The organism is Streptomyces sp. NPDC048415, assembly GCF_040651675.1.
Classification (GTDB): domain Bacteria; phylum Actinomycetota; class Actinomycetes; order Streptomycetales; family Streptomycetaceae; genus Streptomyces.
In genome coordinates, this window is sequence record NZ_JBEZKJ010000109.1 from 1 (window position 1) to 25202 (window position 25202).

Here is a 25202-nt window from a genome sequence, read left to right on the forward strand (position 1 = left end):
GGCTGAAATCAGCCCCTCCGGCGTTTGAGGAGCGGGGGTTTGGGGGCGGAGCCCCCAAGGACGGGACGGGTAGGGGCGGAGGGGGCGAAAACCGCCTACCCCCCGAAGTCCAGCAGCACCTTGCAGGACCGGCTGCGGTCCGCCGCCAAGGCGAACGCCGACTCCGCCTCGCCGAGCGGCACCACCGCGCTGACCAGCGCGTCGAAACGGGGCTCGGCCGCGAGCAGGGCCAGCGCGTCGTCGAACTCCGCGTCGAAGCGAAACGCGCCGCGCAGTTCTACCTCCCGGCTCACCACCAGGTTCCCCGCAAACGAACTCTGCCCGGGCGGCAGCATCCCGAGCTGGACCACCACCCCGCCGCGCCGCACGAGGCGCAGGCAGGTGTCGAGCCCCGCGGCGACGCCGGACGCCTCGACGGCGGCGTCGACCTCGGCCGGCCACGAGGGATCGGCGGGATCGTCGGCCCGTACGACCGCGTCCGCGCCCGCCGAGACGGCGTACGCCAGCGCCCGCGGCAGCACATCCGTGACGGTGACCCGCGCCGCGCCCGCGGCCTTCGCGGCGGCCACCACGAGGCAGCCGATGGGCCCGGCCCCGGTCACCAGCACATGCCTGCCGCACACGGCCCCCGCCCGCCGTACCGCGTGCAGCGCGACGGACAGCGGCTCGGCGAGCGCGGCCCGCCCGAGGTCGAGGCCCGCGGGCACGGCACGCAACTGACCGGCCGGAACCACGATTTGGGCCGCGAAACCGCCCTGGACGTGCGGTGTGCGGGCGGCGCTGCCCAGGTACCGCGTGTCGCGGCACACGTTCGCGCGGCCGTCCGCGCATTCCGGGCAGAGCCCGCACGGCGTCGCCGGGTGCACGGCAACGGCCGTACCCGGCGCGGGTCCGGAGGCGCCTGCACCGTACGAGACCACCGTCCCCACGACCTCGTGCCCGAGCACCATCGGTTCTCGCAGCCGGAAGTCCCCGACCCCGCCGTGCCGCCAGTAGTGCAGGTCGGAGCCGCACACCCCGCCGTACCGGACGGCGACGAGGGCCTGGCCGGGACCGGGGGACGGTACGGGGAGTTCGTCGACCCGCAGGTCGCCCTGGCCGTGGATCACGCAACCGAGCATCGCCAAGTCCCCTTCAGAGCTTCAGACCTTCACAGCACACTCGTCATGCCGCCGTCGACGTACAGCACCTGCCCGCTCACGAAGTCCGCCGCGGGCGAGGCGAGGAAGAGCACCCCGCCGACCAGGTCGTCCGTGCGGCCCCAGCGCCCGGCCGGGGTGCGCCGCCGCACCCACGCGCTGAACTCCTCGTCATCCACGAGCGGTTGGGTGAGCTCGGTCTCGATGTAACCGGGGCCGAGCCCGTTGACCTGCACCCCGTACGGGCCCCAGTCGGCGCACATGCCCTTGGTGAGCATCTTCAGCGCACCCTTGGTGGCCGCGTACGGGGCGATGCCCGGGCGGACGACCTCGCTCTGCAGCGAGCAGATGTTGATGATCTTGCCGTGACCGCGCTCGGTCATCCCTCGCGCGGCCTCGCGGCCCACCAGGAACGCGCTCGTGAGGTTGGTGTTCAGGATCCGGTGCCAGTCCGTGTCCGTGAACTCCAGGAGCGGGGCGCGCAGTTGCATGCCCGCGTTGTTGACGAGGATGTCGAGCGGGCCCACCCGTTCTTCGACGTCCGCGATTCCGGCGGCGACCGAGGGACCGTCGGTGACGTCGAACACCGCCGTGTGGACATCACCGGACAGTTGTGAGGCGGCCTTGGTGAGCCGCTCGGCGTCCCGTCCGTTGAGGACGACGGTGCAGCCCGCCTCGGCCAGCCCGCGCGCCAGCGCGAGCCCGATGCCCCGGCTGGAGCCGGTGACCAGGGCCATGCGGCCGCTGATGTCGAAGAGAGGGTGAGTCATCCCCGTACTCCTAGATCACGAGGGACAGCAGCAGGACCAGTCCGCCGGCGACCACCGAGATGATCGTCTCCATGACGGACCAGGTCTTGATCGTCTGGCCGACGCTCAGCCCGAAGTACTCCTTGACCAGCCAGAACCCGGCGTCGTTGACATGGCTGAAGAAGAGCGAGCCCGCGCCGATGGCCAGCACCAGGAGGGAGGTGTGGACGGTCGACATGTCGGCGGCGAGAGGGGCGACGAGACCGGCGGCCGAGATGGTGGCGACGGTCGCCGAACCGGTCGCGAGCCGGATGGCCACCGCGATCAGCCAGCCCAGGAGCAGGGCGGGGATCGACCAGTCCTTGGAGATGTCCAGGATCATCTGGCCCACTCCGGAGTCGATCAGCGTCTGCTTGAAGCCGCCGCCCGCGCCGACGATCAGCAGGATGCCCGCGATGGGAGCGAGGGACTTCTCGACGGTGGTCGAGAGGCGCTCCTTGGTGAAGCCGGCCGCCCGGCCGAGGGTGAACATGCCCACGATCACGGCCGCGAGCAGTGCGATCAGCGGCGAGCCGATGACGTCGAAGACACGCTGGACCTTGTGTGCGGGGTCGTCGACGATGACGTCGACCAGGGCCTTGGAGAGCATCAGCACGACCGGCAGCAGCACGGTGGCGAGGGTGGCGCCGAAGCCGGGGCGCTTCTCCAGTTCATCGGAGGCGCGGGTGGGGGTCATGCGGTCGGGGGCGGGAACGTCCACCCAGCGGGCCGCGACCTTGGAGAAGAGCGGACCGGCGACGATCACCGTCGGGATGGCGACCAGGACACCCAGGGCGAGCGTGATGCCGAGGTTCGCCTTGACCGCGTCGATGGCGACCAGCGGGCCGGGGTGCGGCGGGATCAGGCCGTGCATCACGGACAGACCCGCGAGCGCCGGGATGCCGATGCGCATCAGGGAGTAGTTGCCGCGCTTGGCGACCATCAGCACGACCGGGATCAGCAGCACGATGCCGACCTCGAAGAAGAGCGGCAGACCGATGACCGAGGCGATCAGCACCATCGCCCACGGCATGGCGCGCCCGCCCGCCTTGGCGAGGATCGTGTCGACGATCTGGTCCGCGCCGCCGGAGTCGGCGAGCAGTTTGCCGAGGATCGCGCCCAGCGCGATCAGGACACCGACACCGGCGACGGTCGAGCCGAGCCCGGTCGTGAAGCTGACGATGGTCTTGTCGAGCGGCGCCCCGGCGAACGCGCCGAGGGCGAGCGAGCCGATGGTCAGGGCCAGGAAGGCGTGCACCTTGAACTGGGTGATGAGCAGGACGATGACGGCGATGGCCGCCAGCACGGCGATGCCCAGCTGAGCATGGCCCGCCGAGGTGATCGGCTCGACGGCGTCCGCTGCCAGCATCTCGACGCTGAGTCTGGTCACGGTGGATCCCTTGCTTGAGACGTGAGGAAGGTACGAAGGGGGAAAAGTGGGGGAAGGTGCTTACTCGTGGGGGGAGAGGGGCTTACCTCGAGGGCAGGGCGAGACCCTGGAGCGCGGCCACGGCCCGCTCGGTGATCTCCCCCGGGCCGCCCGACACGTCCACGGCGACACCCGCCTCGTCCTCCTCCAGCGGCTGGAGGGTGGCGAACTGGGAGTCCAGGAGTGCCGTCGGCATGAAGTGCCCCTCGCGGTGCGACATCCGGTCCTCGATGAGCGCGCGGTCACCGGTGAGGTGCACGAACACGACCCCGGGCGCCGCCGCCCGCAGCCGGTCCCGGTAACCGCGCTTCAGCGCCGAGCTGCTGACCACTCCGCCGAGCCCGGCCCGGTCGTGCGCCCAGCGGCCGATGGCGTCCAGCCAGGGCCACCGGTCCTCGTCGGTCAGCGGCGTCCCGGCCGTCATCTTGGCGATGTTGGCCGGGGGGTGGAAGTCGTCGCCCTCGGCGTACGGAACGCCGAGCCGGGCCGCGAGCAGGGGACCGATGGTGGTTTTCCCGGTCCCTGCCACGCCCATGACGACGACGACATGGGGGGTACACGTCAGCTGCATCGTGCTCTCGCTGTCTTCGTCGACATCTGATGTCGACGACACTGAAACTCATTAGGTACGACAAATTCAAGAGTCTGTGACATATAAGTCTGACTTTTTGTTCCGAGGGTCTGCCTCGTACGCTGACCCCATGACCACACGGGGCCGGGGGCTGCACGGACATGTACTGGAAACCCTCGGGCCGGCCATCACGGCGGGCGAGTACCCGCCGGGGAGCGTCCTGCGCACCGACGAGCTCGCGCAGAGCTTCGAGGTGTCACGTTCCGTGATGCGCGAGGCGGTCCGGGTGCTCGAATCCATGCACCTCGTCGAATCCCGCCGCCGCGTCGGCGTGACGGTCCGCCCCAAGGACGAGTGGAATGTGTACGACCCTCAGGTCATCCGGTGGCGACTGGCCGGCGCCGACCGCCCCCACCAGCTGCGTTCACTCACCGTGCTGCGCTCCGCCGTCGAACCCGTCGCCGCGGGCCTGGCCGCGCGGCATGCCACGGCCGAGCAGTGCGCGGAGCTCACGGAGTGCGCCCTCGGCATGGTCGCCACCTCACGCGGGCACCAGCTGGAGGGGTATCTCGTCCACGACGTCGCCTTCCATCGGGTGATCCTCAACGCGTCCGGCAACGAGATGTTCGCCCGACTCGGTGACGTCGTCAGGGAGGTCCTGGCGGGCCGTACCCACCATGAAGTGATGTTCGAGGACCCCGACCCCGCCGCCGTCACCCTGCACGTCCAGGTCGCCGAAGCCGTCCGCGAGGGCGACGCGACCCGCGCCGAGCAGCTCACCCGCGAGATCACCGTCGGCGCGCTCCAGGAGCTGGACATCCTCGCTCCGTAGGCGTCCTACTCCAGGAAGTCCCCGTCGAGGTACACCCACGCCCCGTCGACCCGCTCGAACCGGCTCCGCTCGTGCAGCGAGCCGCCACGGTAGGACGCCCGGAAGGTCACGGTCCCCACGGAGTGGAACCCCGACCCCTGCTCCGTACCGAGAATCTCCAGGCCGCTCCACCGCATCCCCGGGTCGAACTCCACCCGGGACGGCCGTGTCCGCGGATGCCAGGTCCGCAGCAGATACCCCTCGTCCTGCTTCACGAAGGCGCAGTACCGCGAGCGCATCAGCGCCTCGGCGGTCGGCGCCGCGGCCTCGCCACGGTGGAAGCGGCCACAGCACTTCGCGTACGGCTCGGGGAGCCCGCAGGGGCAGGAACGACTGGTCATGGGCCCCATTGTGCCTAGGCGGAGTCCGCGTTCGTCGGCGGGTGGGCGGGCCGTGCCGGGACCGGCGCGTCGAGCGTCGGCAGGGGCGGCAGCTCCGTCTCGTACAGCCACGCCGTGAACAGGTCGTCCAGGGGCTCGGCCGTGTAGCGCGCGACATGCGAGGTGAAGGCCGTGGTGGTGACCGCGCCGCCGCGATGCAGGGTGGCCCAGCCGCGCAGCATACGGAAGAAGGCGTCGTCGCCCGTCGCGCGGCGGACGGCGTGCAGGGTGAGCCCGCCGCGCTCGTAGAGCCGGTCGTCGAACATCAGCTTGCGGCCCGGGTCGGACAGACACAGGTCCTGCGGCTGCGCGGACAGCTTCCGGTGCGCGGCGGCGGCCAGCTGCTGCGCCGGGCGCCCACCGCAGCGCTCCGACCACAACCACTCGGCGTACTTCGCGAACCCCTCGTTCAGCCAGATGTGCCGCCAGTCCGCGATGGACACACTGTTGCCGAACCACTGATGCGCCAGCTCGTGCGCGACCAGCCGCTCCGAACCCCGCGCCCCGTCCACGTGGTTGGCGCCGAACAGCGACAACCCCTGCGCCTCGACGGGCACATCGAGTTCCTCCTCCGTCACGACCACCGCGTACTCGCCGAACGGGTAGGGCCCGAAGAGGTCCTCGAAGAGCTCCATCATCGCGGGCTGGCGCGCGAAGTCCCGGGAGAACTCGGCGAGCAGATGCGCGGGCAGATGCCCGGCCTGCGGGACACCGCCGAGGCCCGGGTCGCCCAGCAGCACCGTCTGGTACTTGCCGATCGACAACCCGACCAGATAGCTGGAGGTCGGCGCCGACTGCTCGTAGACCCAGGTGGTCGTCGACGCCTTCGTCGTACGGGTCAGCAGACGCCCGCCCGCCACCACCGTGTACGCGGAGGGTGTGGTGATCGAGATCTGGTACGAGGCCTTGTCGGCCGGGCGGTCGTTGCAGGGGTACCACGACGGCGCCCCGACCGGCTGGCTCGCCACCAGCGCCCCGTCCTCCAGCTCCTCCCAACCGATCCCGCCCCAGGGGCTGTTCACCGGTTTGGGGTTGCCCGACCAGTGCACCTCGACGGTGAAGGCGGCTCCCGCCCGGACCGGCTTCGCGGGGCGGACGCGAAGCTTGCCGCCCCGGTGCGTGTAATGCGGCGCCTTGCCGTCGACGCGGATCCGGCCGATCCGGAAGTCGGCCAGGTTCAGTTGGAACTCGGTGAGCGGAGCACGGCCCGCTATGGCGTTGAGCCGCGCGGTGCCGGAGAGCCGATTGGGGCCGGGGCGGTAGTCCAGCGCGAGCTCGTACCGGTGCACCCGGTAGCGGGGATCACCGTTGGCCGGGAAGTACGGGTCCGAGCCCACTGTCTGCTGAACGCTCACCGCTGCAACTGCTCCCTGCCCTGTGCTCGTACGACGTGCCGCTGTACCGCCCTTCGTATCCGATCCGGCAGCGTCTTCTATGAACGCCATGCCTCGATCGGGTTGCCCAGCCAGCGGGTGTCGTCGGGAACGGACTCCGCCGCCATCACGAGCGACGCCGGACCCAGGGTGGAGCGGGCCCCGACGGTGCTGCCGGGCAGGACGATTCCGCCCGGGCCCAGCGTGGCGCCCTCACGGAGGACCACAGTATCCGTCCGCAAGATCCGGTCGTGGAAGAGGTGGGTCTGCAGCACACAGCCCCGGTTGACCGTGACCGCGTCCCCGAGGGTGACCAGATCCGTCTCGGGCAGCCAGTAGCTCTCGACCCAGGCGCCCCTGCCGATCCGGGCGCCGAGCCCGCGCAGCCACGCCGTCATCAGCGGCGTACCGGGCACGGATCCGGCCAGCCACGGCACGGCCACCACCTCGACGAACGTGTCGGCCAGCTCGTTGCGCCACACGAAACCGCTCCACAGCGGGTGCTCACCGCCGCGGTGCCGGCCCACGAGCAGCCACTTCGCCACGATGGACACCAGACACGCGATCCCGCCGACCCCCAGCAGCACCAGCCCGCAGAGGGCCCAGGCCCACGCCCCCAGCGCGCTGAGCGCGGCCACGGTCAGCACCGCGAGCGCCGCCGAGCAGAACACCGGCACGATCCGGCACAGCTCCACCAGGCCCCGCGCCCACAGCAGCCGCGCGGGCGGGTCGTACGTACGGCTCGGGTCGCCGCCCCGCGCCGAACGCGGCAGCCTCACCGGCGGCAACCCCAGATACGAGCTGCCCTTCTTCGCCTTCTTCGGCGTCGCCGACAGCACCCCGACCAGACCGCCGTCCGGCACGCTGCGGCCCGGCGCGGTCATCCCCGAGTTGCCGAGGAACGCCCGCCGCCCGATCTCGGCCCGCCCGATCCGCATCCAGCCGCCACCGAGCTCGTACGGCGCGGTCAGTGTGTCGTCCGCGAGGAACGCGCCCTCACCGACCGTCGTGAGGCTCGGCAGCGCCAGCACGGTGGAGACCTCGGCGCCCCGCCCGATCCGCATGCCCAGCAGCCGCAGCCACACCGGCGTGATCAGCCCCGCGTACAGCGGGAAAAGCGTCTCCCGGGAGCGGTCCATCAGCTGGGTGACCGTCCATGCCTGCCAGCCGATCCGGCCGTGCGTGGGGTGCGTCCCCTCCCGCAGCCCGAGGCTCAGCAGGCGTACGGCGATCAGGAGCAGCAGCGCGTACGCGAGGCCGAAGGCGAGTGTCGCCGGCACCAGGGCGAGCGCGGCACCGCGCACGGCCTCGCCGAGCCCGGCGTCCGCGCTCACGAACACCCGGACCACGACAAGCGCGGCGAGGCCCGCCAGCACGGGCAGCGCGGTCAGCGCGAACCCGCTCGCCCCGTACATGGCCCGCCAGTACGTGCCGCGCCGCGGCCGCTCCTTGGGCCAGCCCCGCTTGGCCTTGCCGAGCTTGACCGCCGGCGCTCCGGCCCAGCGCTGCCCGGTCGGAATCTGCCCGGCCACCGCGGAACCGGGGGCCACCTCGGCCCGCTTGCCGACCCGCGCGCCCGGGAACAGCATGCTGCGCGTCCCGACCACCGCGCCGGCGCCCACCCTCACCGCGCCGATCTCCAGCCGGTCACCGTCCAGCCAGTGCCCCGACAGGTCGACCTCGGACTCGACGGCGGCTCCCCGGCCCAGCTTGAGCATGCCGGTCACCGGAGGCAGCGAGTGCAGATCCACATTCGGGCCGACCTTGGCGCCCAGGGCACGGGCGTACCGCTCGAGCCAGGAACCGGTCAGCGAGGTCGCCCCGCTGAACTCGGCGAGCCGCTCCGCCGTCCACAGCCGCAGATGGACGCTTCCGCCGCGCGGGTACTGGCCGGGCTTCACGTCGCGCAGCAGCAGCCGTGCGCCGCCCGCGGCGATCGCGAGGCGCCCGGGCGGGCTGAAGAACAGCACCGCACCGGCCCCCACGGCCCACCAAGGCGCCGTAGGCAGCCAGGAGTACGGACGCAGTACGTTCCCCAGCGCGGCCAGCGCCACCGTCCAGCGCAGCCCGAGCAGGGTGAAGAGGGGGAGGAGCAACAGCAGTTGGGCCGCCTTGGCGCGCATCGGAACCGGCGCGACGGTCCGCTCGGCGCCGTCGTCCTGCGCGGACTTCTCCAGGTGGCGGGCCAGCTTGCGCAGGGCGGGCTGCTGATAGATGTCGAGCACGGCGGCGCTCGGGTAGCGGGTGCGCAGCCTCGTCGTGAGCTGCGCGGCGGCGAGGCTGCTGCCGCCGATCGCGAAGAAGTCGTCGGACGCGCCGGCGACGGGGATGCCGAGGACCTCGCTCCACTGTTCGGCGAGCCACGCCTCGGTGCCGTAGAGCTGCTCCTTCGCGCCGGCGGTCTGCAGACCGTCCAGCGGCCACGGCAGGGCGGTGCGGTCGACCTTGCCGGAGGTTCGGGTCGGCAGGTCCTCCACCGGCGCGAGCAGCGGCACCAGGGCCGCGGGCAGTTCGGCGCGGAGCTTCTCGACGGCGGTGGCGTGGTCCCAGCCGTCCTGGGTGACGACATAGCCGACGAGCAGCTGGTTGCCGCCGCGGGCGGTGCGCACAGCGGCGGCGGCACCCGCCACGCCGGGCAGCGCCTGGAGCGCCGCGTCCACCTCACCCAGCTCGATCCGGCGTCCGCCGAGCTTGATCTGCTCGTCGGCCCGCCCGAGGAAGATCAGCCCCTCCGGCTCCGCCTTGACCAGGTCACCACTGCGGTACGCCCGCTCCCAGCCGAGCGCCTGAAGCGGCGCGTACTTCTCCGCGTCCTTCTCGGCGTCGAGGTACCGGGCGAGCCCGACACCGCCGATCACGAGCTGGCCACTGGCGCCCATCGGCACAAGGTCCCCGGCCTCGTCGACGACGGCCAGCTCCCAGCCGCTGAGCGGCAGCCCGATGCGGATCGGCTCCTCGCCGGTCATGAGGGAGGCACAGGCCACCACGGTCGCCTCGGTCGGCCCGTACGTGTTCCAGACCTCCCGCCCCTCCGTCACGAGCCGCTGCGCCAGCTCGGGCGGGCAGGCCTCGCCGCCGAAGATCAGCAGGCGTACGTCGTTGAGGGTCTCGGGCTCCCAGAGGGCGGCCAGCGTCGGCACGGTCGAGACGACGCTGATCTCCTGCTCGACCAGCCACGGCCCGAGGTCCGCGCCGCTGCGGACCTGCGCGCGCGGCACGGGCACCAGACAGGCGCCGTACCGCCAGGCCAGCCACATCTCCTCGCAGGAGGCGTCGAAGGCGACGGACAGGCCCGCCATGACCCGGTCGCCCGGGCCGATCGGGTCCTCGGTGAGGAACAGGCCGGCCTCGGCGTCCACGAACGCGGCGGCGCTGCGGTGACTCACCGCCACGCCCTTGGGCCTGCCGGTGGATCCGGAGGTGAAGATGATCCACGCATCGTGCTCGACGCCGGGCCGCGCGGCGGGAACGTCCGAGGCGCCGCTGACGGTCAGCTCGTGCCCGGCCCCGACGACCGCCCGCACGTCCGCCTCGTCGAACACCAACTCGGCCCGCTCGTCCGGGTCCTCGGCGTCCACCGGCACGTAGGCGGCACCGGCCGCCAGCACGGCGAGGATCGCCACGTACAGCTCATTGGTGCCGGAAGGGACCCGCACGCCGACCCGGTCGCCGAGCCCGACCCCGGCGTCCGCGAGCCGCCGCCGCAGCGCCTCGACCTCGACGGCCAGGGCACGGTAGGTGAGGCATCGGTGGCCGTCGTCCAGGGCGGGCTCGTCGGGGTGCGCCCGGACGGAGGCGTCGAGGATGTCGACGAGCGTGCGCGGCGAGGCGGCCGAGGAGGCGGGAAAGCGCGCCTGACCACCGAACTCCGCACGCACCTCGTCGTCGGACAACGCGAGTGCGGGGCCTTGCTGGAGGGCTGCCATCGGGTCCTCACGTGTGTTCCCGGAACGTCCGGGGCGCTGGCGGGCCCGCAGGTACGCCTGGGGATATTCCGGTCCAGCTCCAAACAAGCCTGGAATTTTAGTACGACGCTAACCGCGCACCAGGTCACCGGCCATGCGAGGAGGTCTTCCAAGGCCACCGGAAGCAGGCATTCCGGAGCCCTGACGTGGGGGTCTGTCATCCTGACGAGATCTGCCCCACACCTGCCCGCAACACAACGAGCGAGGGCCGCGACCAGTTGGTCGCGGCCCTCGCTCATCTCGTGTGTCCGAGGGGGGACTTGAACCCCCACGCCCGATAAAGGGCACTAGCACCTCAAGCTAGCGCGTCTGCCATTCCGCCACCCGGACAAGGTGTCTGTCGCGCGGGGTTTCCCCTGCGGCGACAGAGGAAACATTACCAGGCTTTCCCGGGCCCCTGATCACCCCCGGTCGCCGCGTGAACGGCGTGTGACGGACCGGGTCCGGCCTTGGGGTGGGGAGGGGGTCGGAGAGAGGATGAGGGGGACCACCAGCAGTGACAGTGGGAGGAATCAGCGTGAGCGAGACGGACACGGCCAAGGGCGTCACGGGCGAGGACGAGGTCGTGGACCTCTGTCGCGAGCTGATCCAGATCGACACCAGCAACTACGGCGACCACTCCGGGCCGGGCGAGCGCAAGGCCGCGGAGTACGTGGCCGAGAAGCTGGCCGAGGTGGGGCTCGAACCGCGGATCTTCGAGTCGCACAAGGGGCGCGCCTCCACGGTGGCCCGCATCGAGGGCGAGGATCCCTCGCGGCCCGCCCTGCTCATCCACGGCCACACCGACGTCGTACCGGCCAACGCGGCGGACTGGACCCACCACCCCTTCTCCGGCGAGATCGCCGACGGGATGGTGTGGGGCCGTGGCGCGGTCGACATGAAGGACATGGACGCCATGACGCTGGCGGTCGTACGCGACCGGCTGCGCAGCGGGCGCAAGCCGCCCCGCGACATCGTGCTCGCCTTCCTCGCGGACGAGGAGGCCGGCGGCACCTGGGGCGCCCGGCACCTCGTCGACAACCACCCGGACCTCTTCGAGGGGGTCACGGAGGCGATCGGCGAGGTCGGCGGGTTCTCCTTCACGGTCAACGAGAAGCTGCGGCTGTACCTCGTGGAGACCGCGCAGAAGGGCATGCACTGGATGAAGCTGACCGTGGACGGCACCGCCGGTCACGGTTCGATGATCCACCGCGACAACGCGATCACCGAGCTGTCGGAGGCGGTCGGCCGGCTCGGGCGGCACAAGTTCCCGGTCCGCGTCACCAAGACGCTGCGGCACTTCCTCGACGAACTCGGCGACGCGCTCGGCACCGAGCTCGACCCGGAGAACATGGACGAGACGCTCGCCAAGCTCGGCGGCATCGCCAAGCTCATCGGCGCTTCCCTGCAGAACACCGCGAACCCGACCCAGCTGGGTGCCGGTTACAAGGTCAACGTGATTCCCGGGCAGGCCACCGCGCACGTCGATGGGCGATACCTGCCGGGCTACGAGGAGGAATTCCTCGCCGACCTGGACCGCGTTCTCGGCCCGCGGGTGAAGCGCGAGGACGTGCACGCGGACAAGGCGCTGGAGACCGGCTTCGACGGAGCCCTCGTCGACGCCATGCAGACCGCGCTGTCCGCCGAGGACCCGATCGCGCGCGCCGTGCCGTACATGCTCTCGGCCGGCACCGACGCCAAGTCCTTCGCCGACCTCGGGGTGCGCTGCTTCGGCTTCGCGCCGCTGAAGCTGCCGCCGGAGCTGGACTTCGCGGGCATGTTCCACGGCGTCGACGAGCGGGTGCCGGTGGATGCGCTGAAGTTCGGCGTGCGCGTACTCGACCGTTTCATCGACGCGTCGTGACGAGTTGACGCCGCTATTCGCCCGCACGTACGGAGATCACCCGGTAGGGGTGAATGCGACGATAAGCTCGTAGCTCCATTACTCCCTCCTCGTTACAGGTGATGCGATCAGCTACTTGGATCGCATTTGCCAACAAGGAGGAATAATGATCAAGAAGGTCGTCGCCGCTGCGGCTGCCACTGGTGGTCTGGTTCTCGCGGGTGCGGGCCTGGCCGTCGCCGATGCCGGTGCCCAGGGTGCCGCCGTGCACTCCCCGGGTGTCGTGTCCGGCAACGTCGTCCAGGTGCCCGTTCATGTCCCGGTGAACGTCTGCGGCAACACGGTCTCCGTGATCGGGCTGCTGAACCCCGCCTTCGGCAACACCTGTATCAACAAGTGACGTTGTGCCTCACCCCGTGAGGGTCGCCCCATGAGGGTCCCTTCGTGAGGGTCTGAGCCCGTCGGCCTCGGTGTGCGCCCCATGCGCTCCGGGGCCGACCGGCTTTCCGCGCACGCGCCTTGTCGGTGCGTGCGCGTTCCGGAAGGTCCAAGTCCAGGACTAAGGCAGGGAAACAGCTATGCGACAGGTCACCCGCAAGGGCCTGATGACCGTGGCGGCAGCGAGCGGCGTACTCGCCGTCACCGGCGGCTACGCACACGCCGACTCGGGTGCGAACGGTTTCAGTTCGGACTCGCCCGGCGTGCTGTCGGGCAACACGGTGCAGGCGCCCGTGCACGTGCCGGTCAATGTCTGCGGCAACACCGTGAACGTGGTCGGGGTGCTCAACCCGGCCATGGGCAACAAGTGCGTCAATCACGGCGGCGGCAGCGGTTCGTCCGGGGGTGGCTACGGCGACGGAGGCTCCCACTCCGGCGGCTCCCACTCCGGCGGCTCACAGGCCGGCGGCCACGCCAGTGACTCGCCGGGCGTCGGCTCCGGCAACCACGTACAGGTGCCGATCGACGTGCCGGTCAACGTCTGCGGCAACAGCGCGAGCGTGATCGGAGTCGGCAACGCGGCGGCGGGCAACGAGTGCGCGAACGGGGAGGGCGGCGGTCACGCCACCACTCCGCCCGGCGGCGGACACCAGACGCCGCCTCCGGGCCAGCCGGGGAATCCCGGGCACCCGGGCCACCCGGGTCAGCCCGGCAAGCCGGGGACTCCCGGCACTCCTGGGCACCCCGGTCACCCGAGCACCCCGCCCACCCAGGGCGGCAACCACCCGGGCGGCTCCTCGCACACCAACCACCCGGGGGCCCGGTCCGTCACCCAGCCGCTGGGCACCGCGCAGCTCGCCCACACCGGCAGTGACCTGCCGCTCGGCCTGATCGTGCCCGCGGGCGCGGGGGCGCTGCTGGCAGGGGCCGTGCTCTACCGCCGGGCGCGATCGGCGGCGTAGCACCGCCGCTGCCCGAAGCGGCGCGGGTGTCACCACGACGCCACACACTTCCCCGGTGGCGTCGGAAACGGAGCGGGCCCCGCACTGGCGGGGCCCGCTCCGTTTCGGTCGCCTTCCGTCACCACGTGGCGCGTACCTGGCGGATGATCCGTCGGCGCAGCCGCACCCTGCGGCTGCCGTCGCGCAGCAGGCTCAGGCGGTCCAACTCCCAGTGTCCGTACTCGGCATGGTCCGTCAGCAGGCGTGTCGTGTCCGTGCGGGAGACCCCGCGCGGCACGTACACGTCGACAAATTCGTATTCCGGCATCGCATCTATTGTGCGGGCAGAGGCCCTGTGCGGATAGCGTCTGCACTATGTCTGATGCTGTGCAGCCCACCGCTGCCGAGGTACGCGCCGCCGCCGAGGCAGTCAAGACCGCACTCGACCGCCACCTGGCCGCGGTCGAGCGCAGGACGGGTGATGACGACCCGGCCGTCTACGAGGCGTTCAACGAGCTGGCCGCCGCGGCCGAGGAGTACGACGAGCTCCTCTACGACCGTTACGACGAGGTCACGCCCTTCGAGATCCCCGGTACGGAAGACACGCTGCCGCCGTATACGGGCCCGGAGGAACCGAACGCGCTGAGCGTCCTGATCCGCCGGGACTACGCGGTGGTGGAGCCGCAGCGACTGCTGGCGCAGGCCCAGCGGGTGGAGGCCGTGGAGGAGGACGGGGCCACCGCCACCGCGGGCTTCGACGCGGCGTCCGGCACGATCCATGGGGCGCTCGGGGTTCTGTTCGGCGAGTTCGAACCGGACGAGATCGCCTCCCGGCACAAGGAGTTCGGCCTCGAGGAGGGCGACTCGACACTCTGGGTGACCGCCGCTGACGAACCCGCCGAGCCCGGCGAGTGGCTGGAGGCCCCGTTCGAATCGATCGACCCGCAGCGGGTCGTCTGCCGCTTCGACGTCAGCGCGGTCTTCGACGACGAGCCGGACGACGATCTGGAGGGCGACCTCGGCCCCAGCGAGGATCTCGAGCCGTTGGACCCCCTGGAACCGTTGGACCCCTTGGACGCGGATCGTTGAGTACGGCGGATCACTGAGGGTGCAGGGGGGTGGCGGTCACCGGATTCGGTGGCCGCCACCCCCTGCACGGAGAGGTCAGCCCGAGGCCGGCACCTGGGCCTTGAGCAGGGCGGACAGACGGGTGGTGCGCGGTTTCTGCGGAACCTCGGCCACCGCACGCGGCAGGGCCTGTTCCACCCCGTGGACCACGGACAGGTGCCGCTCGGCCCGGCCGAAGGCCGTGTACACCCAGGACCTGGTCAGGGACTGCGCCGCGTCGCCGGGGAGCACCACGACCGCCGCGGGCCAGCGCATGCCCACCGCCTGGTGCGCCGTGAGCGCCCAGCCGTGCCGCACGGACTGCTCCACCCGCTCCTTCGGTACGACGACGGGGATGCTCGCGCATTCCAGGTGCAGCCCGTCGGCGTCGGCCTTCACCACGTGCCCCGGCACCGAACGGCCCGGCGCGGGGGAGTACGCGATCCGGTCGCCCGGGTCGAAGCCGCCGAAACGGCCCGGGCCGGGGTTCAGCCGCTCCTTGAGCGCCGTGTTCAGCGCGCGGGTGCCGACCGCGCCGCCGTGCCCCGGTGTGATCACCTGTGTCTGCTCGGCCGGGATGCCGATCGCGCGCGGAACCGAGTCCGCGACCAGCTGCACTGTGCGGTGCACCGCGTCGCCGGCGTCGCGCACGGGGACGATCACGACCTCCTTGCCGGGCGCCTCCACCTGGTTGAGCTCCCCGATGCCGACCCCGGAGACGAGCTCGCCGATGGGCCCTGGATCAGGCGTCCGCGAGGCCACCTGCGGGCACGCGCGGGCGGCGAGCAGGTCCGCGAAGACCCGCCCCGGCCCGGCCGACCACAGCACCGCCGGATCCCCGCTCAGCACCAGCCGCGCCCCGTCCGGCAGCGACTCCGCCAGCACGGCCGCCGTCTCGACATCGAGCTGCGGCGCGTCGAGGACGACGAGCAGGTCGAGGTCCAGCGCGCCGTCCGCGTCCCGCCCGGGTCCTTCGACTCCGGCAAGCAGCCCGGCGACGGTCGCCACCTGCGGCCCCGCCCCCGTCTGGGTCGCCGCACCGTCCCGCACCCCCGTCAGCAGTGCCGCGAAGCGGTGGTGGCCGTCGGTCGTGTGTGTGGCGGCGCATGCCCGCAGGCCGAGGTGGGTGGCCGCGGCGACCAGTGCTGCCGCTTCCGTGCGGGAGGCCTCGCCGCCGGTGTGCAGGACGAGGCCGTGACCGGCGACGGCGCGGATCAGCTCCGCGGCGGAGCCGGTCGTGGAGGTGGCGGCCCGCTCCCAGTCGGCGGCCGAACCGTCCTCCTTCGGTACGGAGTTCATCACCCGGGCCAGTCCGTCGGCGAGGCTCTCCTCCGCCAGGGCATACCGCTCCAGGCCGATGAGGACGCGGACCGGGCGCTCCTCGGACTCCTCGTCTCCCTCTTCCCGCTCTTCTCGCGCGGCGGGCGCCGTGTCGAGGGCGTCCTGGAAGACCAGGGCCTCGCCCTCGGCGAGAGCGCTCTGCACGGCCGCGTCCGGATCCGGCACCGAGCGCTGGGTGAGCGCGGCGCTGAGCGCCGGGGCGTCGAGGGCCGTGTGCCCGGCCAGGGCCGCCTGCTCCAGGAGCCACACGGTGAGCGCCCGTCCGCGCCGCTCGTCGTCCGGGCCGCACTCCGCGCCGAGCAGCGCCCGGGCGAACCCGTCGGCCTGCTCGGGCCGCACCCCGGTGACCCGCAGCAACTGCCACGGGTCCTCGCGCAGTCGCTCGTCGGCGCCCTCGCCCAGGGCCGCGACGACCTGCGGCGCGAGCGCGTCGGGCGCGCCGCCGCCGGTCAGCACGGCGCGTACGGCCTCGACGGTTTCCGGTGCGGCGGCCGTGGGCGTGGCGGCCGGGGCGACCACGGGCTGCGGCCGCCGCACCGGCTCCTGCGCGCTTCTGCGCGGCGCCGGCGCGGGCTCGCGGAACGCGGTGGCCATGGGCTTCTCGCCGCTTTCCACGGCCCGTACCGCCGCGAGCAGCTCCGCGGCCGTCCCGCTGAGCTTGGCCCCGGCCTCGATGGGCCCCTGCCTTTCAGCCTTCCGCCGCTCGATCCGCTCACGCTCAAGGCGCTGGGCCGCCAACTCCGCCTCGGCCTCGGTCAGTTTCGAGGTGTCTTCGGAGCCCTCGGCGCCTTCGCTCCCCTCGGACGCCTCCGCGTCCGTCTTCACGTCCTCGGAGGGCGCGTCGGCGCCCGGCGCCGCCGGCTCCGCTTCCTCCGTGGTCTCGGGCTGCTCCGTGCTCACAGCGTGCTCCAGTCGTGATCGGGATAGTGGTGCACCGGTGCCGACACATCGTCGAGCGCCCGGCAGATCTCGTCAGGAAGACTAAGGGCCTCCACTGACAACGCGGCCGTGAGCTGCTGTGCGTTGCGCGCGCCGACGACGGGGGCGGCGACGCCGGGCCGGTCGCGGACCCAGGCGAGAGCCACCTGGAGCGGGGTGACCGCGAGGCCGTCCGCCGCGGTCGTCACCGCGTCCACGATGCTGCTCGCCGTGTCGTCCAGGTACGGCGCGACGAACGGCGCGAGATGCTCCGAGCCGCCCCGGGAGTCGGAGGGCGTGCCGCCCCGGTACTTGCCCGTGAGCACGCCCCGCCCCAGCGGCGAGGAGGGCAGCAGGCCGACGCCGAGGTCGAGGGCGGCGGGCAGCACCTCCCGCTCGACGCCGCGCTGGAGCAGCGAGTACTCCATCTGCGTACTGGCCAGACGGGTGCGCGTCCCAGGAGCGGCGAGCTGCCAGGTCGCCGCCTTGGCGAGCTGCCAGCCGCAGAAGTTGGACACGCCCGCATAGCGCGCGCGACCGCTGCTGACGGCCAGGTCGAGGGCCTGGAGGGTCTCGTCCAGAGGGGTGCCGGGGTCGTACGCGTGGACGTGCCACAGGTCCACGTGGTCCGTGCCCAGGCGGGTGAGCGAGGCGTCGAGGGCGGACAGCAGATGGCCGCGCGAGCCGTCGAAGCGGCGGTCGGGGTCGGGCACGCTCCCCGCCTTCGTCGAGATGACCAGGTCCCGGCGCGGCACGAGCCCTTCTATGAGGCGTCCGAGGAGATACTCGGCCTCCCCGTCCCCGTACACGTCCGCGGTGTCTACGAGGGTTCCGCCCGCTTCCCAGAACACCTTCAAGAGGTCCGCGGCGTCATGCTCGGCGGTGTCCCGCCCCCAGGTGAGGGTGCCGAGTCCGATCCGGGACACACGCAGGCCGGTACGGCCGAGATGCCTCTGCTCCATGAACGCCGAGATTACTGGCCGGAACTCGGTACGTGGGTCCCTGTGGACAACCGGAAACGGCGTCCTGTGGACAAGTGGGACCAGCGTCCGGTGGACAACCCGGACCGGCCGAGCGCCAACCCGTCCCTGCCGCCGCGCCCACCGGGACGCTAGGGTCTGCGGCACAAGGGACATTACTGATCGGTAAGGGGATCGGCCATGCAGCTCGGGATCAACCTCGGCTACTGGGGCGCCGGAATGGACGCGGACAATCTCGCCGTCGCCCAGGAGGCCGACCGGCTCGGATACGCCGTCTGCTGGGCCGCCGAGGCCTACGGCTCCGACGCGGCCACCGTGCTCACCTGGGTCGCCGCCCAGACCGAGCGCATCGACGTGGGCTCGGCCATCTTCCAGATCCCGGCCCGTCAGCCCGCGATGACCGCGATGACCGCCGCGACCCTGGACTCGCTCTCCGGTGGCCGCTTCCGCCTCGGCCTCGGTGTCTCGGGACCGCAGGTCTCCGAGGGCTGGTACGGCGTCAAGTTCGACAAGCCGCTGGCCCGCACCCGGGAGTACGTGGCGATCGTACGGAAGGCGATGACGCGGGAGCGGCTCTCCTACGAGGGCGAACACTGGACCCTGCCGCTGCCGGGCGGCCCGGGCAAGCCGCTCAAGCTGACCGTGCACCCCGAGCGCGAGCACATCCCGCTGTACATCGCCGCGATCGGCCCCAAGAACCTCGAGCAGACCGGCGAGATCGCCGACGGCGCGCTGCTGATCTTCCCCTCGGCCGACCACCTCGAGGACACCGCGATCACCTACCTGCGAGCGGGCCGCGAGAAGGCCGGCAAGACGATGGAGGGCTTCGACGTCTGCCCGACGCTGCCGCTCGCCCTCGGCGACGACAAGGACGTGCCGACGCTCGCCGACATGTTCCGCCCGTACACCGCCCTGTACGTCGGCGGCATGGGCAGCCGCAAGCAGAACTTCTACAATCAGCTCGCCCAGCGCATGGGCTACGAGAAGGAAGCCGCCGAGATCCAGGACAAGTACCTGTCCGGCGACAAGGAGGGCGCGGCCGCCGCCATCCCGCACTCCCTGATCGACCAGACCACCCTGCTCGGCTCCGTCGACCGCATCGCCGACCGTATGAAGGCCTACGCCGCTGCCGGGGTCACCACGCTCACGCTGGCCCCCGCGGGCTTCACGCTGGACGACCGGATCGCCTCGCTCCGGGCCGGTTCCGACGCCCTCGAGCGGGCCGGTCTCGCGTAACGCGGGCGACAACTTCGCGGGAGAGTTTCCGCGGCCGTGGTGGGGGCTCGGGGGTCTTCCCCGCCACGGCCGTCACGGGGAACAACGCGTGGGCGCCCCCTTGGTTACGCGCCGGGGCCTGCCTCCCCGTCCGCCGTTTGGCGGATTTGTCCGACACATCGGTTGCCGTGCTCCTGGCATCCCATTTGACTCGTTTTCTGCGCAACCCTGCAGAGAGGTGTCAGCGATGCTTTCGGCCAAGAGTCTGTTCCAGGAAATCCTCGCCAACGACGAGTCGTTCCGGCTCTTCTGCTCCATCGCCGCCAGTGGGGAGTCGCAGGGGGGCTGGGAGAACGGGCGGATCGCCGCCCTGATCCCGCCGGCCGAACGCGCGCTCGCGCCCAAGATCGCCCGGCACGGCGCCGACGAGGACAAACACGGGCGGATCTTCAACGCCCTCATGAAGAAGCGCGGGCTGGAGTCCGTCGCCGTCCCGCCGGACACCGACTACACCATGCTCCTGGAGCGGCACGGGATCGGTCTGGCGCACGAGCGGCTCAAGGGCGACCAGCCGCTCACCGTGCAGGACATCGTCACCTACCTCTCCCACAGCCGGGTCACCGAGCAGCGCGCCTCCGAGCAGATGGAGCTGCTGCGCAGGTGCTTCGCCGACCACCCCGACATCGGCCGCGCGGTGAAGATGATCTCCAGTGACGAGAACAACCACCTCGCCTACTGCCACGAGGAACTGCTGCGCCTCGCGTACACCGGACACGGCCGCGCCATCCAGCGGGCGCTGCGCGAGTGCGCGCTCGCGGAGATCCGCGTCTACCGGGACGTCAGCCTCGCCGTGATGGCCCACATGGGGCGCATCCTCGGCTGGTCCAGGGCCAGGGCGGCGGTGCTCGCCGCCGGCATTCACGCCGTGTACGCGTATGAGCGGGCGGGGGGCTGGCGCCGGATGGTCTCGCTCAGGACGCCCGAGCGGCGCGACGCGCTGGGCGGTCCCGCGACGGCGGCAACCGAATTCGCGTGACCCACGCGCGCGAGCACCCGGGTTTCGCGTGACACGCGGCCACGCGCGCGTGAGCCCCGCTCTCAGAGCCACCCCCGCCGCTTGAACAGTCGGTACAGCAGGACCTCCAGCGCCGCCATCGCCAGCAGCACCGCCGGATACGACCACAGCCAGTGCAGCTCGGGCATGTGGTCGAAGTTCATCCCGTAGATCCCCGCGATCATGGTGGGTACCGCGGCCATGGCCGCCCACGCGGAGATCTTCCGCATGTCGTCGTTCTGCCGCACGCTCATCTGCGCGAGATGCGCCGAGAGGATGTCGGAGACCAGCCGGTCCAGACCCTCCACGGACTCGTTCACGCGCGTCAGATGGTCGTTGACGTCACGGAAGAAGGGCTGCGCCTCGTCGTTCACGAAGGGCACTGCCGCGCCGGAGACGCCCGGGCCCGACAGCCGGGACAGCGGCAGCGCCAGCGGGACCGTGGCCCTGCGGAACTCCAGCACCTGCCGCTTGAACGTGTAGATCCTGGACGCCGTGTTGCGCGAGCCGCCGACCGTCGGCGAGAAGACCTCCGCCTCCAGCTCCTCCAGGTCGGTCTGCAGCTCGGTGGCCACCTCCAGATAGTGGTCGACGATGGCGTCCGCGATCGAGTAGAGCACCGTCGTCGGGCCGTGCCTGAGCATCTCGGGGTCCGCCTCAAGACGGCGCCGTACGGCCCCGAGGGGCGAGCCCTCGCCGTGCCGGACCGTCACCACGAAGGAGTCCCCGATGAAGATCATGACCTCGCCGGTGGAGACGGCGTCGCTGTCGGGCTCGTACACGACCGGCTTGAGGACCAGGAAGAGCGAGTCGTCGTAGACCTCCAGCTTGGGCCGCTGGTGCGCCTTCAGGGCGTCCTCGACCGCCAGCGGGTGCAGCCCGAACTCCTCGGTGACGAGGTCGAACTCCTTCTCCGTCGGCTCGTGCAGCCCGATCCACACGAAGGCGTCATGGGAGGCACGCGCCTCGTCCAGCGCGTCCGATAGGTCGTCGGGGCCCTCAGTCCGCTGTCCGTCACGGTAGATGGCGCAGTCGACGATCACGGAGCGTATTCTTCCGCCGCCCGGGGCGTAGCGCACTCCGGCCGCCGCCTCCCAGGGGCCGGGCCTCGTTCCCCCGGCGTCCGTTTACGCTGGGCCGCATGCCCACCCTGATCCTCGTCCGGCATGGACGTTCCACCGCCAACACCGCGGGACTGCTCGCCGGCTGGACGCCCGGCGTGGCCCTCGACGAGCGCGGCGCCGAGCAGGCCGCGGCCCTTCCGGGGCGGCTCGCCGGGCTGCCGATCTCCGAGGTCGTCACCAGCCCCCTGCAACGCTGCCAGGAGACCGTCCAGCCGCTCCTCGACGCCAGGCCCGAGCTGCGGGCGCACAGCGACGAGCGCATCGGGGAGGCCCACTACGGCGACTGGTCCGGCCGCAAGCTCGCCGAGCTGAAGGACGAGCCGCTGATGGACGTCGTACAGGCGCATCCGTCCGCGGCGGCGTTCCCCGGTGGCGAATCGATGCGGGCCATGCAGACACGGGCCGCCGAGGCGGTACGCGAGTGGAACGCGCGCGTGGAGCGCGATCACGGCGGGGACGCCGTGTACCTCATGTGCTCGCACGGCGACATCATCAAATCCCTTGTCGCGGACGCACTCGGACTTCATCTCGACCTCTTCCAGCGGATCTCTGTCGAACCGTGTTCCATCACCGCGATCCGTTACACACGGTTGAGGCCGTTTCTCGTACGTCTCGGGGACACCGGTGATTTCGCGTCCCTGGCGCCGCGCGAGGAAGCCCCGAGCGACGACGCCCCGGTCGGGGGCGATGCGGGCGCACCGTGATCGTCGGCCGCAGTAGGGTGAAGCGGTCGAAGCAGCACAGTAGTTGTCAGCAGGTTCTCAGCAGCCGATGCGGGCCGACGCAGTCAGCCGGTCCTCATGTCGATTCAATGGAGACAGGACGTGTCCCGTCAGGTGTTCCTCTACGACCCCCCGGACCGTTTCGTGGCCGGTACGGTCGGGTTGCCCGGGCGCCGTACCTTCTTCCTGCAGGCCTCCTCAGGGCCCCGGGTGACCAGTGTGGCCCTGGAGAAGACCCAGGTCGCCGCGCTCGCCGAGCGCATGGACGAACTCCTCGACGAGGTCGTACGGCGCACCGGGGGAAGCGCGCCCGTCCCCGCCATGGCCCCGGCCGAGGTGTCCGACACCGATCCCCTGGAGACCCCCGTCGAGGAGGAGTTCCGGGTCGGGACCATGGCGCTGGCCTGGGACGGTGACGAACAGCGCATGATCGTCGAGGCGCAGGCTCTCGTGGAGCTCGACGCCGAGTCCGACGAGGACCTCGCGGAGGCCGAGGAGCGGCTGCTCCAGGACGAGGAGAACGGTCCGCCGATGCTCCGGGTCCGGCTCACCGGCGCGCAGGCCCGGGCCTTCGCCAAGCGCGCCCTCGACGTGGTCAACGCGGGCCGGCCGCCCTGCCCGCTGTGCAGCCTCCCGCTCGACCCGGAAGGACACGTATGTCCGCGCCAGAACGGATACCGCCGCGGAGCGTGACCACGGCCGAGCTGCTCGCCAAGGGCGAGCTGAAGGTGCGCGGACAGATCCGTGAGGCCTCGAACGCGGTGCTGTACTGCTCCGTGTCGTACGAGGGCCGCGACGCGTTCTGTGTCTACAAGCCGGTCGCCGGGGAGCGGCCCCTGTGGGACTTCCCCGACGGCACCCTGGCGCAGCGCGAGGTCGCGGCGTACGAGGTCTCCGAGGCGACCGGGTGGGGGCTCGTGCCGCCCACCGTGCTGCGCGAGGGACCGTACGGCGAGGGCATGTGCCAGCTGTGGATCGAGGCGACGCCGGAATCGGACCTGCTCGCCCTGGTGGCGGGCGAGGAGCCCGCGGACGGCTGGAAGGCCATCGGCTTCGCCGAGGTCGGCGAGGGCGAGACGGCGCTGCTCGTGCACGCCGACGACGTCCGGCTGCGCCGGCTCGCCGTCCTCGACGCCGTGATCAACAACGCCGATCGCAAGGGCGGTCATCTGCTGCCCGACGGCGATGGCCGCCTGTACGGGATCGACCACGGGGTCACCTTCAACGCCGAGAACAAACTGCGCACGTTGTTGTGGGGATGGGCGGGGGAGCCGCTGGTCTCCGAGGCGGTCTCGGTGCTCACTTCCCTGCGGGACGGCTTGGCGCCGGGCGCGGCGCTGGCCACTCGGCTGGCCGAACTCATCACGCCCGCTGAGGTGGATGCCACGCGCGCGCGTGTCGAGGCGCTGCTCGGCTCCGGGAAGCACCCGGAACCAAGCGGGGAGTGGCCTGCGATTCCGTGGCCGCCGGTGTGACGTCACGGACGTAGCTGCAGGCCTGAGTGCCGCCCGGGGACGGCACCCGTCCCAAAGAGAGCGGCACGCTGCCGCGCCGGTAAGCGCGCACACCCCAGCCCGGCTCGGACTCGGGCCCGGCTCGGACTCGGGCCCGGCTCGGACTCCGGCCCGGCAGAAGGGCGCTGCGGCACAGGGCGGCGCCACGCGCAAGAGGGCCTTTTCGGTCGTCAGCCGCTGGCCGGTTCGTATACGCAAGTTCCGTCCGGTTAGGCTCATGACATGCATGCCTGGCCCGCTTCTGAGGTCCCCGCCCTGCCTGGTGAGGGCCGCGACCTCCGGATCCACGACACCGCGACCGGTGGCCTCGTCACCCTTGACCCCGGTCCCGTCGCCCGTATCTACGTGTGCGGCATCACGCCGTACGACGCGACCCACATCGGTCACGCGGCGACCTACAACGCGTTCGACCTCGTTCAGCGCGTGTGGCTCGACACCAAGCGGCAGGTTCACTACGTCCAGAACGTGACCGACGTCGACGACCCGCTCCTGCAGCGGGCGGAGCGCGACGGCGTCGACTGGGTGGGACTCGCCGAGAAGGAGACCGCCCTCTTCCGTGAGGACATGACGGCACTGCGGATGCTGCCGCCGCGGCACTACATAGGCGCCGTCGAGGCGATACCCGGCATCGTGCCGCTCGTCGAGCGGCTGCGGGACTCGGGAGCGGCGTACGAACTCGAAGGGGATGTGTACTTCTCCGTCGAGTCCGACCCGAACTTCGGCAAGGTGTCGGGCCTCGACGCCGCCGCCATGCGGCTGCTCTCCGCCGAGCGGGGCGGCGACCCGGACCGTCCGGGCAAGAAGAACCCGCTCGACCCGATGCTCTGGATGGCCGCGCGAGAGGGTGAGCCCAGCTGGGACGGCGGCTCGCTCGGGCGCGGCCGGCCCGGCTGGCACATCGAGTGCGTCGCCATCGCCCTGGATCACCTGGGCATGGGCTTCGACGTCCAGGGCGGCGGCTCCGACCTCGCCTTCCCGCACCATGAGATGGGCGCCTCGCACGCCCAGGTGCTGACGGGCGAGTTCCCGATGGCCAAGGCGTACGTCCACGCCGGCATGGTCGCCCTCGACGGCGAGAAGATGTCGAAGTCCAAGGGCAACCTGGTCTTCGTGTCCAAGCTCCGCTACGACGGGGTCGATCCGGCCGCCATACGGCTCGCGCTGCTGGCGCATCACTACCGGGCCGACTGGGAGTGGACGGACTCCGTCCTCGACCACGCGGTGGCCCGCCTGGAGAACTGGCGGGCGGCGGTGTCGCGGCCCGACGGGCCGTCCGCCGACGCGCTCGTACAGGAGATCCGCGACGCCCTCGCGAACGACCTGGACGCACCGGCCGCGCTCGCCGCGGTCGATCGCTGGGCCGCACTCCAGCACGAGACGGGCGGCACGGACGAGGGCGCCCCCGGCGTCGTGTCGCGCGCCGTGGACGCCCTGCTGGGTGTCGCCCTGTAGTTCCTCATGCGGCGGGGGGCCGGGGGGGGGTGGAACCCCCCGCGGCCACATCCGCCGG

Annotated in this window: 22 protein-coding genes and 1 tRNA gene; 11 read left to right on the forward strand and 12 right to left on the reverse strand. The window is 71.6% G+C overall.

The window, feature by feature from the left end:
• Positions 1-95 precede the first annotated feature (95 nt).
• From AB0D27_RS39200 to AB0D27_RS39215, 4 genes are all read right to left on the reverse strand, one after another.
• On the reverse strand, positions 96-1121 hold the full coding sequence (locus AB0D27_RS39200) for an L-idonate 5-dehydrogenase (RefSeq protein WP_362518645.1): 1026 nt from the start codon (positions 1119-1121) through the stop codon (positions 96-98).
• 29 nt (positions 1122-1150) lie between these two features.
• Entirely contained in the window at positions 1151-1909 is a 759-nt protein-coding gene (locus tag AB0D27_RS39205; RefSeq protein ID WP_362518647.1) for an SDR family oxidoreductase, read from the reverse strand.
• Positions 1910-1919: 10 nt separating this feature from the next.
• Positions 1920-3317 carry a gluconate:H+ symporter gene (locus AB0D27_RS39210; protein ID WP_362518649.1) on the reverse strand — a complete coding sequence of 466 codons (1398 nt, stop codon included), beginning with the start codon at positions 3315-3317 and terminating at the stop codon, positions 1920-1922.
• Positions 3318-3399: 82 nt separating this feature from the next.
• Positions 3400-3927 (reverse strand): gluconokinase, encoded by a 528-nt coding sequence (locus tag AB0D27_RS39215; protein WP_362518703.1) that lies wholly within the window; start codon positions 3925-3927, stop codon positions 3400-3402.
• 130 nt (positions 3928-4057) lie between these two features.
• Here AB0D27_RS39215 and AB0D27_RS39220 point away from each other — a divergent pair, with 130 nt between their 5' ends.
• A complete protein-coding gene (locus AB0D27_RS39220) occupies positions 4058-4759 on the forward strand; it encodes a FadR/GntR family transcriptional regulator (protein ID WP_362518651.1) in 702 nt (233 codons plus the stop codon).
• A 5-nt stretch (positions 4760-4764) separates the two neighbouring features.
• Here the strand turns inward: AB0D27_RS39220 and AB0D27_RS39225 are convergent, their stop codons facing one another.
• The 4 genes from AB0D27_RS39225 to AB0D27_RS39240 all read right to left on the reverse strand — a co-directional run bounded on the left by AB0D27_RS39225 (position 4765) and on the right by AB0D27_RS39240 (position 10846).
• Complete coding sequence (locus AB0D27_RS39225) at positions 4765-5139, reverse strand: YchJ family metal-binding protein (RefSeq protein WP_362518654.1); 375 nt, start codon at positions 5137-5139, stop codon at positions 4765-4767.
• 14 nt (positions 5140-5153) lie between these two features.
• Positions 5154-6533: a M1 family metallopeptidase gene (locus AB0D27_RS39230; protein ID WP_362518657.1), complete on the reverse strand. Its 1380-nt coding sequence runs from the start codon at positions 6531-6533 to the stop codon at positions 5154-5156.
• 77 nt (positions 6534-6610) lie between these two features.
• Positions 6611-10477 carry a Pls/PosA family non-ribosomal peptide synthetase gene (locus tag AB0D27_RS39235; RefSeq protein ID WP_362518659.1) on the reverse strand — a complete coding sequence of 1289 codons (3867 nt, stop codon included), beginning with the start codon at positions 10475-10477 and terminating at the stop codon, positions 6611-6613.
• Between the two features lie 284 nt (positions 10478-10761).
• Positions 10762-10846: transfer RNA gene (locus tag AB0D27_RS39240), tRNA-Leu, on the reverse strand.
• Between the two features lie 187 nt (positions 10847-11033).
• On the opposite strand from AB0D27_RS39240, the gene AB0D27_RS39245 reads away from it, so the two are divergent.
• The 3 genes from AB0D27_RS39245 to AB0D27_RS39255 all read left to right on the forward strand — a co-directional run bounded on the left by AB0D27_RS39245 (position 11034) and on the right by AB0D27_RS39255 (position 13738).
• The gene (locus AB0D27_RS39245; protein ID WP_362518662.1) at positions 11034-12359 is read left to right on the forward strand and encodes a M20/M25/M40 family metallo-hydrolase; all 1326 of its coding nucleotides are present in this window, start codon (positions 11034-11036) and stop codon (positions 12357-12359) included.
• 145 nt (positions 12360-12504) lie between these two features.
• The gene (gene chpH / locus AB0D27_RS39250; protein ID WP_362518664.1) at positions 12505-12738 is read left to right on the forward strand and encodes a chaplin ChpH; all 234 of its coding nucleotides are present in this window, start codon (positions 12505-12507) and stop codon (positions 12736-12738) included.
• A 178-nt stretch (positions 12739-12916) separates the two neighbouring features.
• On the forward strand, positions 12917-13738 hold the full coding sequence (locus AB0D27_RS39255; protein WP_362518667.1) for a chaplin: 822 nt from the start codon (positions 12917-12919) through the stop codon (positions 13736-13738).
• Between the two features lie 118 nt (positions 13739-13856).
• Here the strand turns inward: AB0D27_RS39255 and AB0D27_RS39260 are convergent, their stop codons facing one another.
• Positions 13857-14045 (reverse strand): DUF5703 family protein, encoded by a 189-nt coding sequence (locus AB0D27_RS39260; RefSeq protein WP_362518669.1) that lies wholly within the window; start codon positions 14043-14045, stop codon positions 13857-13859.
• A 47-nt stretch (positions 14046-14092) separates the two neighbouring features.
• Between AB0D27_RS39260 and AB0D27_RS39265 the strand changes: the two genes are divergently transcribed.
• A complete protein-coding gene (locus tag AB0D27_RS39265) occupies positions 14093-14806 on the forward strand; it encodes a hypothetical protein (RefSeq protein WP_362518672.1) in 714 nt (237 codons plus the stop codon).
• A gap of 75 nt (positions 14807-14881) precedes the next feature.
• Here AB0D27_RS39265 and AB0D27_RS39270 read toward each other — a convergent pair whose 3' ends face one another.
• Together AB0D27_RS39270 and AB0D27_RS39275 are read right to left on the reverse strand one after the other, a co-directional pair.
• A complete protein-coding gene (locus AB0D27_RS39270) occupies positions 14882-17065 on the reverse strand; it encodes a helix-hairpin-helix domain-containing protein (RefSeq protein ID WP_362518675.1) in 2184 nt (727 codons plus the stop codon).
• A complete protein-coding gene (locus AB0D27_RS39275; protein WP_362518678.1) occupies positions 17062-18045 on the reverse strand; it encodes an aldo/keto reductase in 984 nt (327 codons plus the stop codon). The genes AB0D27_RS39270 and AB0D27_RS39275 overlap by 4 nt, the downstream gene beginning before the upstream one ends.
• A 198-nt stretch (positions 18046-18243) precedes the next feature.
• On the opposite strand from AB0D27_RS39275, the gene AB0D27_RS39280 reads away from it, so the two are divergent.
• Both AB0D27_RS39280 and AB0D27_RS39285 read left to right on the forward strand, forming a co-directional pair.
• On the forward strand, positions 18244-19299 hold the full coding sequence (locus AB0D27_RS39280) for an LLM class F420-dependent oxidoreductase (RefSeq protein ID WP_362518684.1): 1056 nt from the start codon (positions 18244-18246) through the stop codon (positions 19297-19299).
• Positions 19300-19525: 226 nt separating this feature from the next.
• A complete protein-coding gene (locus AB0D27_RS39285; protein WP_362518687.1) occupies positions 19526-20314 on the forward strand; it encodes a ferritin-like domain-containing protein in 789 nt (262 codons plus the stop codon).
• A 62-nt stretch (positions 20315-20376) separates the two neighbouring features.
• Here AB0D27_RS39285 and corA read toward each other — a convergent pair whose 3' ends face one another.
• Positions 20377-21375, reverse strand: a complete 999-nt coding sequence (corA, locus tag AB0D27_RS39290) for a magnesium/cobalt transporter CorA (protein ID WP_362518690.1) — start codon at positions 21373-21375, stop codon at positions 20377-20379.
• Between the two features lie 98 nt (positions 21376-21473).
• On the opposite strand from corA, the gene AB0D27_RS39295 reads away from it, so the two are divergent.
• The 4 genes from AB0D27_RS39295 to mshC all read left to right on the forward strand — a co-directional run bounded on the left by AB0D27_RS39295 (position 21474) and on the right by mshC (position 25144).
• Positions 21474-22160, forward strand: a complete 687-nt coding sequence (locus AB0D27_RS39295; RefSeq protein ID WP_362518693.1) for a histidine phosphatase family protein — start codon at positions 21474-21476, stop codon at positions 22158-22160.
• 120 nt (positions 22161-22280) lie between these two features.
• Positions 22281-22871 (forward strand): DUF3090 domain-containing protein, encoded by a 591-nt coding sequence (locus AB0D27_RS39300; RefSeq protein ID WP_362518696.1) that lies wholly within the window; start codon positions 22281-22283, stop codon positions 22869-22871.
• On the forward strand, positions 22835-23653 hold the full coding sequence (locus tag AB0D27_RS39305; protein WP_362518698.1) for an SCO1664 family protein: 819 nt from the start codon (positions 22835-22837) through the stop codon (positions 23651-23653). Before AB0D27_RS39300 ends, AB0D27_RS39305 begins: the two co-directional genes overlap by 37 nt.
• A gap of 261 nt (positions 23654-23914) precedes the next feature.
• Positions 23915-25144 carry a cysteine--1-D-myo-inosityl 2-amino-2-deoxy-alpha-D-glucopyranoside ligase gene (mshC, locus tag AB0D27_RS39310; protein WP_362518701.1) on the forward strand — a complete coding sequence of 410 codons (1230 nt, stop codon included), beginning with the start codon at positions 23915-23917 and terminating at the stop codon, positions 25142-25144.
• The last annotated feature ends 58 nt before the right edge of the window (positions 25145-25202 follow it).

What these genes read in the sequence shown, in the direction of transcription:
- AB0D27_RS39200 (WP_362518645.1), bottom strand. Translation starts at nt 1,121, where the DNA reads ATGCTCGGTTGCGTGATCCACGGCCAGGGCGACCTGCGGGTCGACGAA.
- AB0D27_RS39205 (WP_362518647.1), bottom strand. Translation starts at nt 1,909, where the DNA reads ATGACTCACCCTCTCTTCGACATCAGCGGCCGCATGGCCCTGGTCACC.
- AB0D27_RS39215 (WP_362518703.1), bottom strand. Translation starts at nt 3,927, where the DNA reads ATGCAGCTGACGTGTACCCCCCATGTCGTCGTCGTCATGGGCGTGGCA.
- AB0D27_RS39220 (WP_362518651.1), top strand. Translation starts at nt 4,058, where the DNA reads ATGACCACACGGGGCCGGGGGCTGCACGGACATGTACTGGAAACCCTC.
- AB0D27_RS39225 (WP_362518654.1), bottom strand. Translation starts at nt 5,139, where the DNA reads ATGACCAGTCGTTCCTGCCCCTGCGGGCTCCCCGAGCCGTACGCGAAG.
- AB0D27_RS39235 (WP_362518659.1), bottom strand. Translation starts at nt 10,477, where the DNA reads ATGGCAGCCCTCCAGCAAGGCCCCGCACTCGCGTTGTCCGACGACGAG.
- chpH (WP_362518664.1), top strand. Translation starts at nt 12,505, where the DNA reads ATGATCAAGAAGGTCGTCGCCGCTGCGGCTGCCACTGGTGGTCTGGTT.
- AB0D27_RS39255 (WP_362518667.1), top strand. Translation starts at nt 12,917, where the DNA reads ATGCGACAGGTCACCCGCAAGGGCCTGATGACCGTGGCGGCAGCGAGC.
- AB0D27_RS39260 (WP_362518669.1), bottom strand. Translation starts at nt 14,045, where the DNA reads ATGCCGGAATACGAATTTGTCGACGTGTACGTGCCGCGCGGGGTCTCC.
- AB0D27_RS39265 (WP_362518672.1), top strand. Translation starts at nt 14,093, where the DNA reads ATGTCTGATGCTGTGCAGCCCACCGCTGCCGAGGTACGCGCCGCCGCC.
- AB0D27_RS39275 (WP_362518678.1), bottom strand. Translation starts at nt 18,045, where the DNA reads ATGGAGCAGAGGCATCTCGGCCGTACCGGCCTGCGTGTGTCCCGGATC.
- AB0D27_RS39280 (WP_362518684.1), top strand. Translation starts at nt 18,244, where the DNA reads ATGCAGCTCGGGATCAACCTCGGCTACTGGGGCGCCGGAATGGACGCG.
- AB0D27_RS39285 (WP_362518687.1), top strand. Translation starts at nt 19,526, where the DNA reads ATGCTTTCGGCCAAGAGTCTGTTCCAGGAAATCCTCGCCAACGACGAG.
- AB0D27_RS39295 (WP_362518693.1), top strand. Translation starts at nt 21,474, where the DNA reads ATGCCCACCCTGATCCTCGTCCGGCATGGACGTTCCACCGCCAACACC.
- AB0D27_RS39305 (WP_362518698.1), top strand. Translation starts at nt 22,835, where the DNA reads ATGTCCGCGCCAGAACGGATACCGCCGCGGAGCGTGACCACGGCCGAG.
- mshC (WP_362518701.1), top strand. Translation starts at nt 23,915, where the DNA reads ATGCATGCCTGGCCCGCTTCTGAGGTCCCCGCCCTGCCTGGTGAGGGC.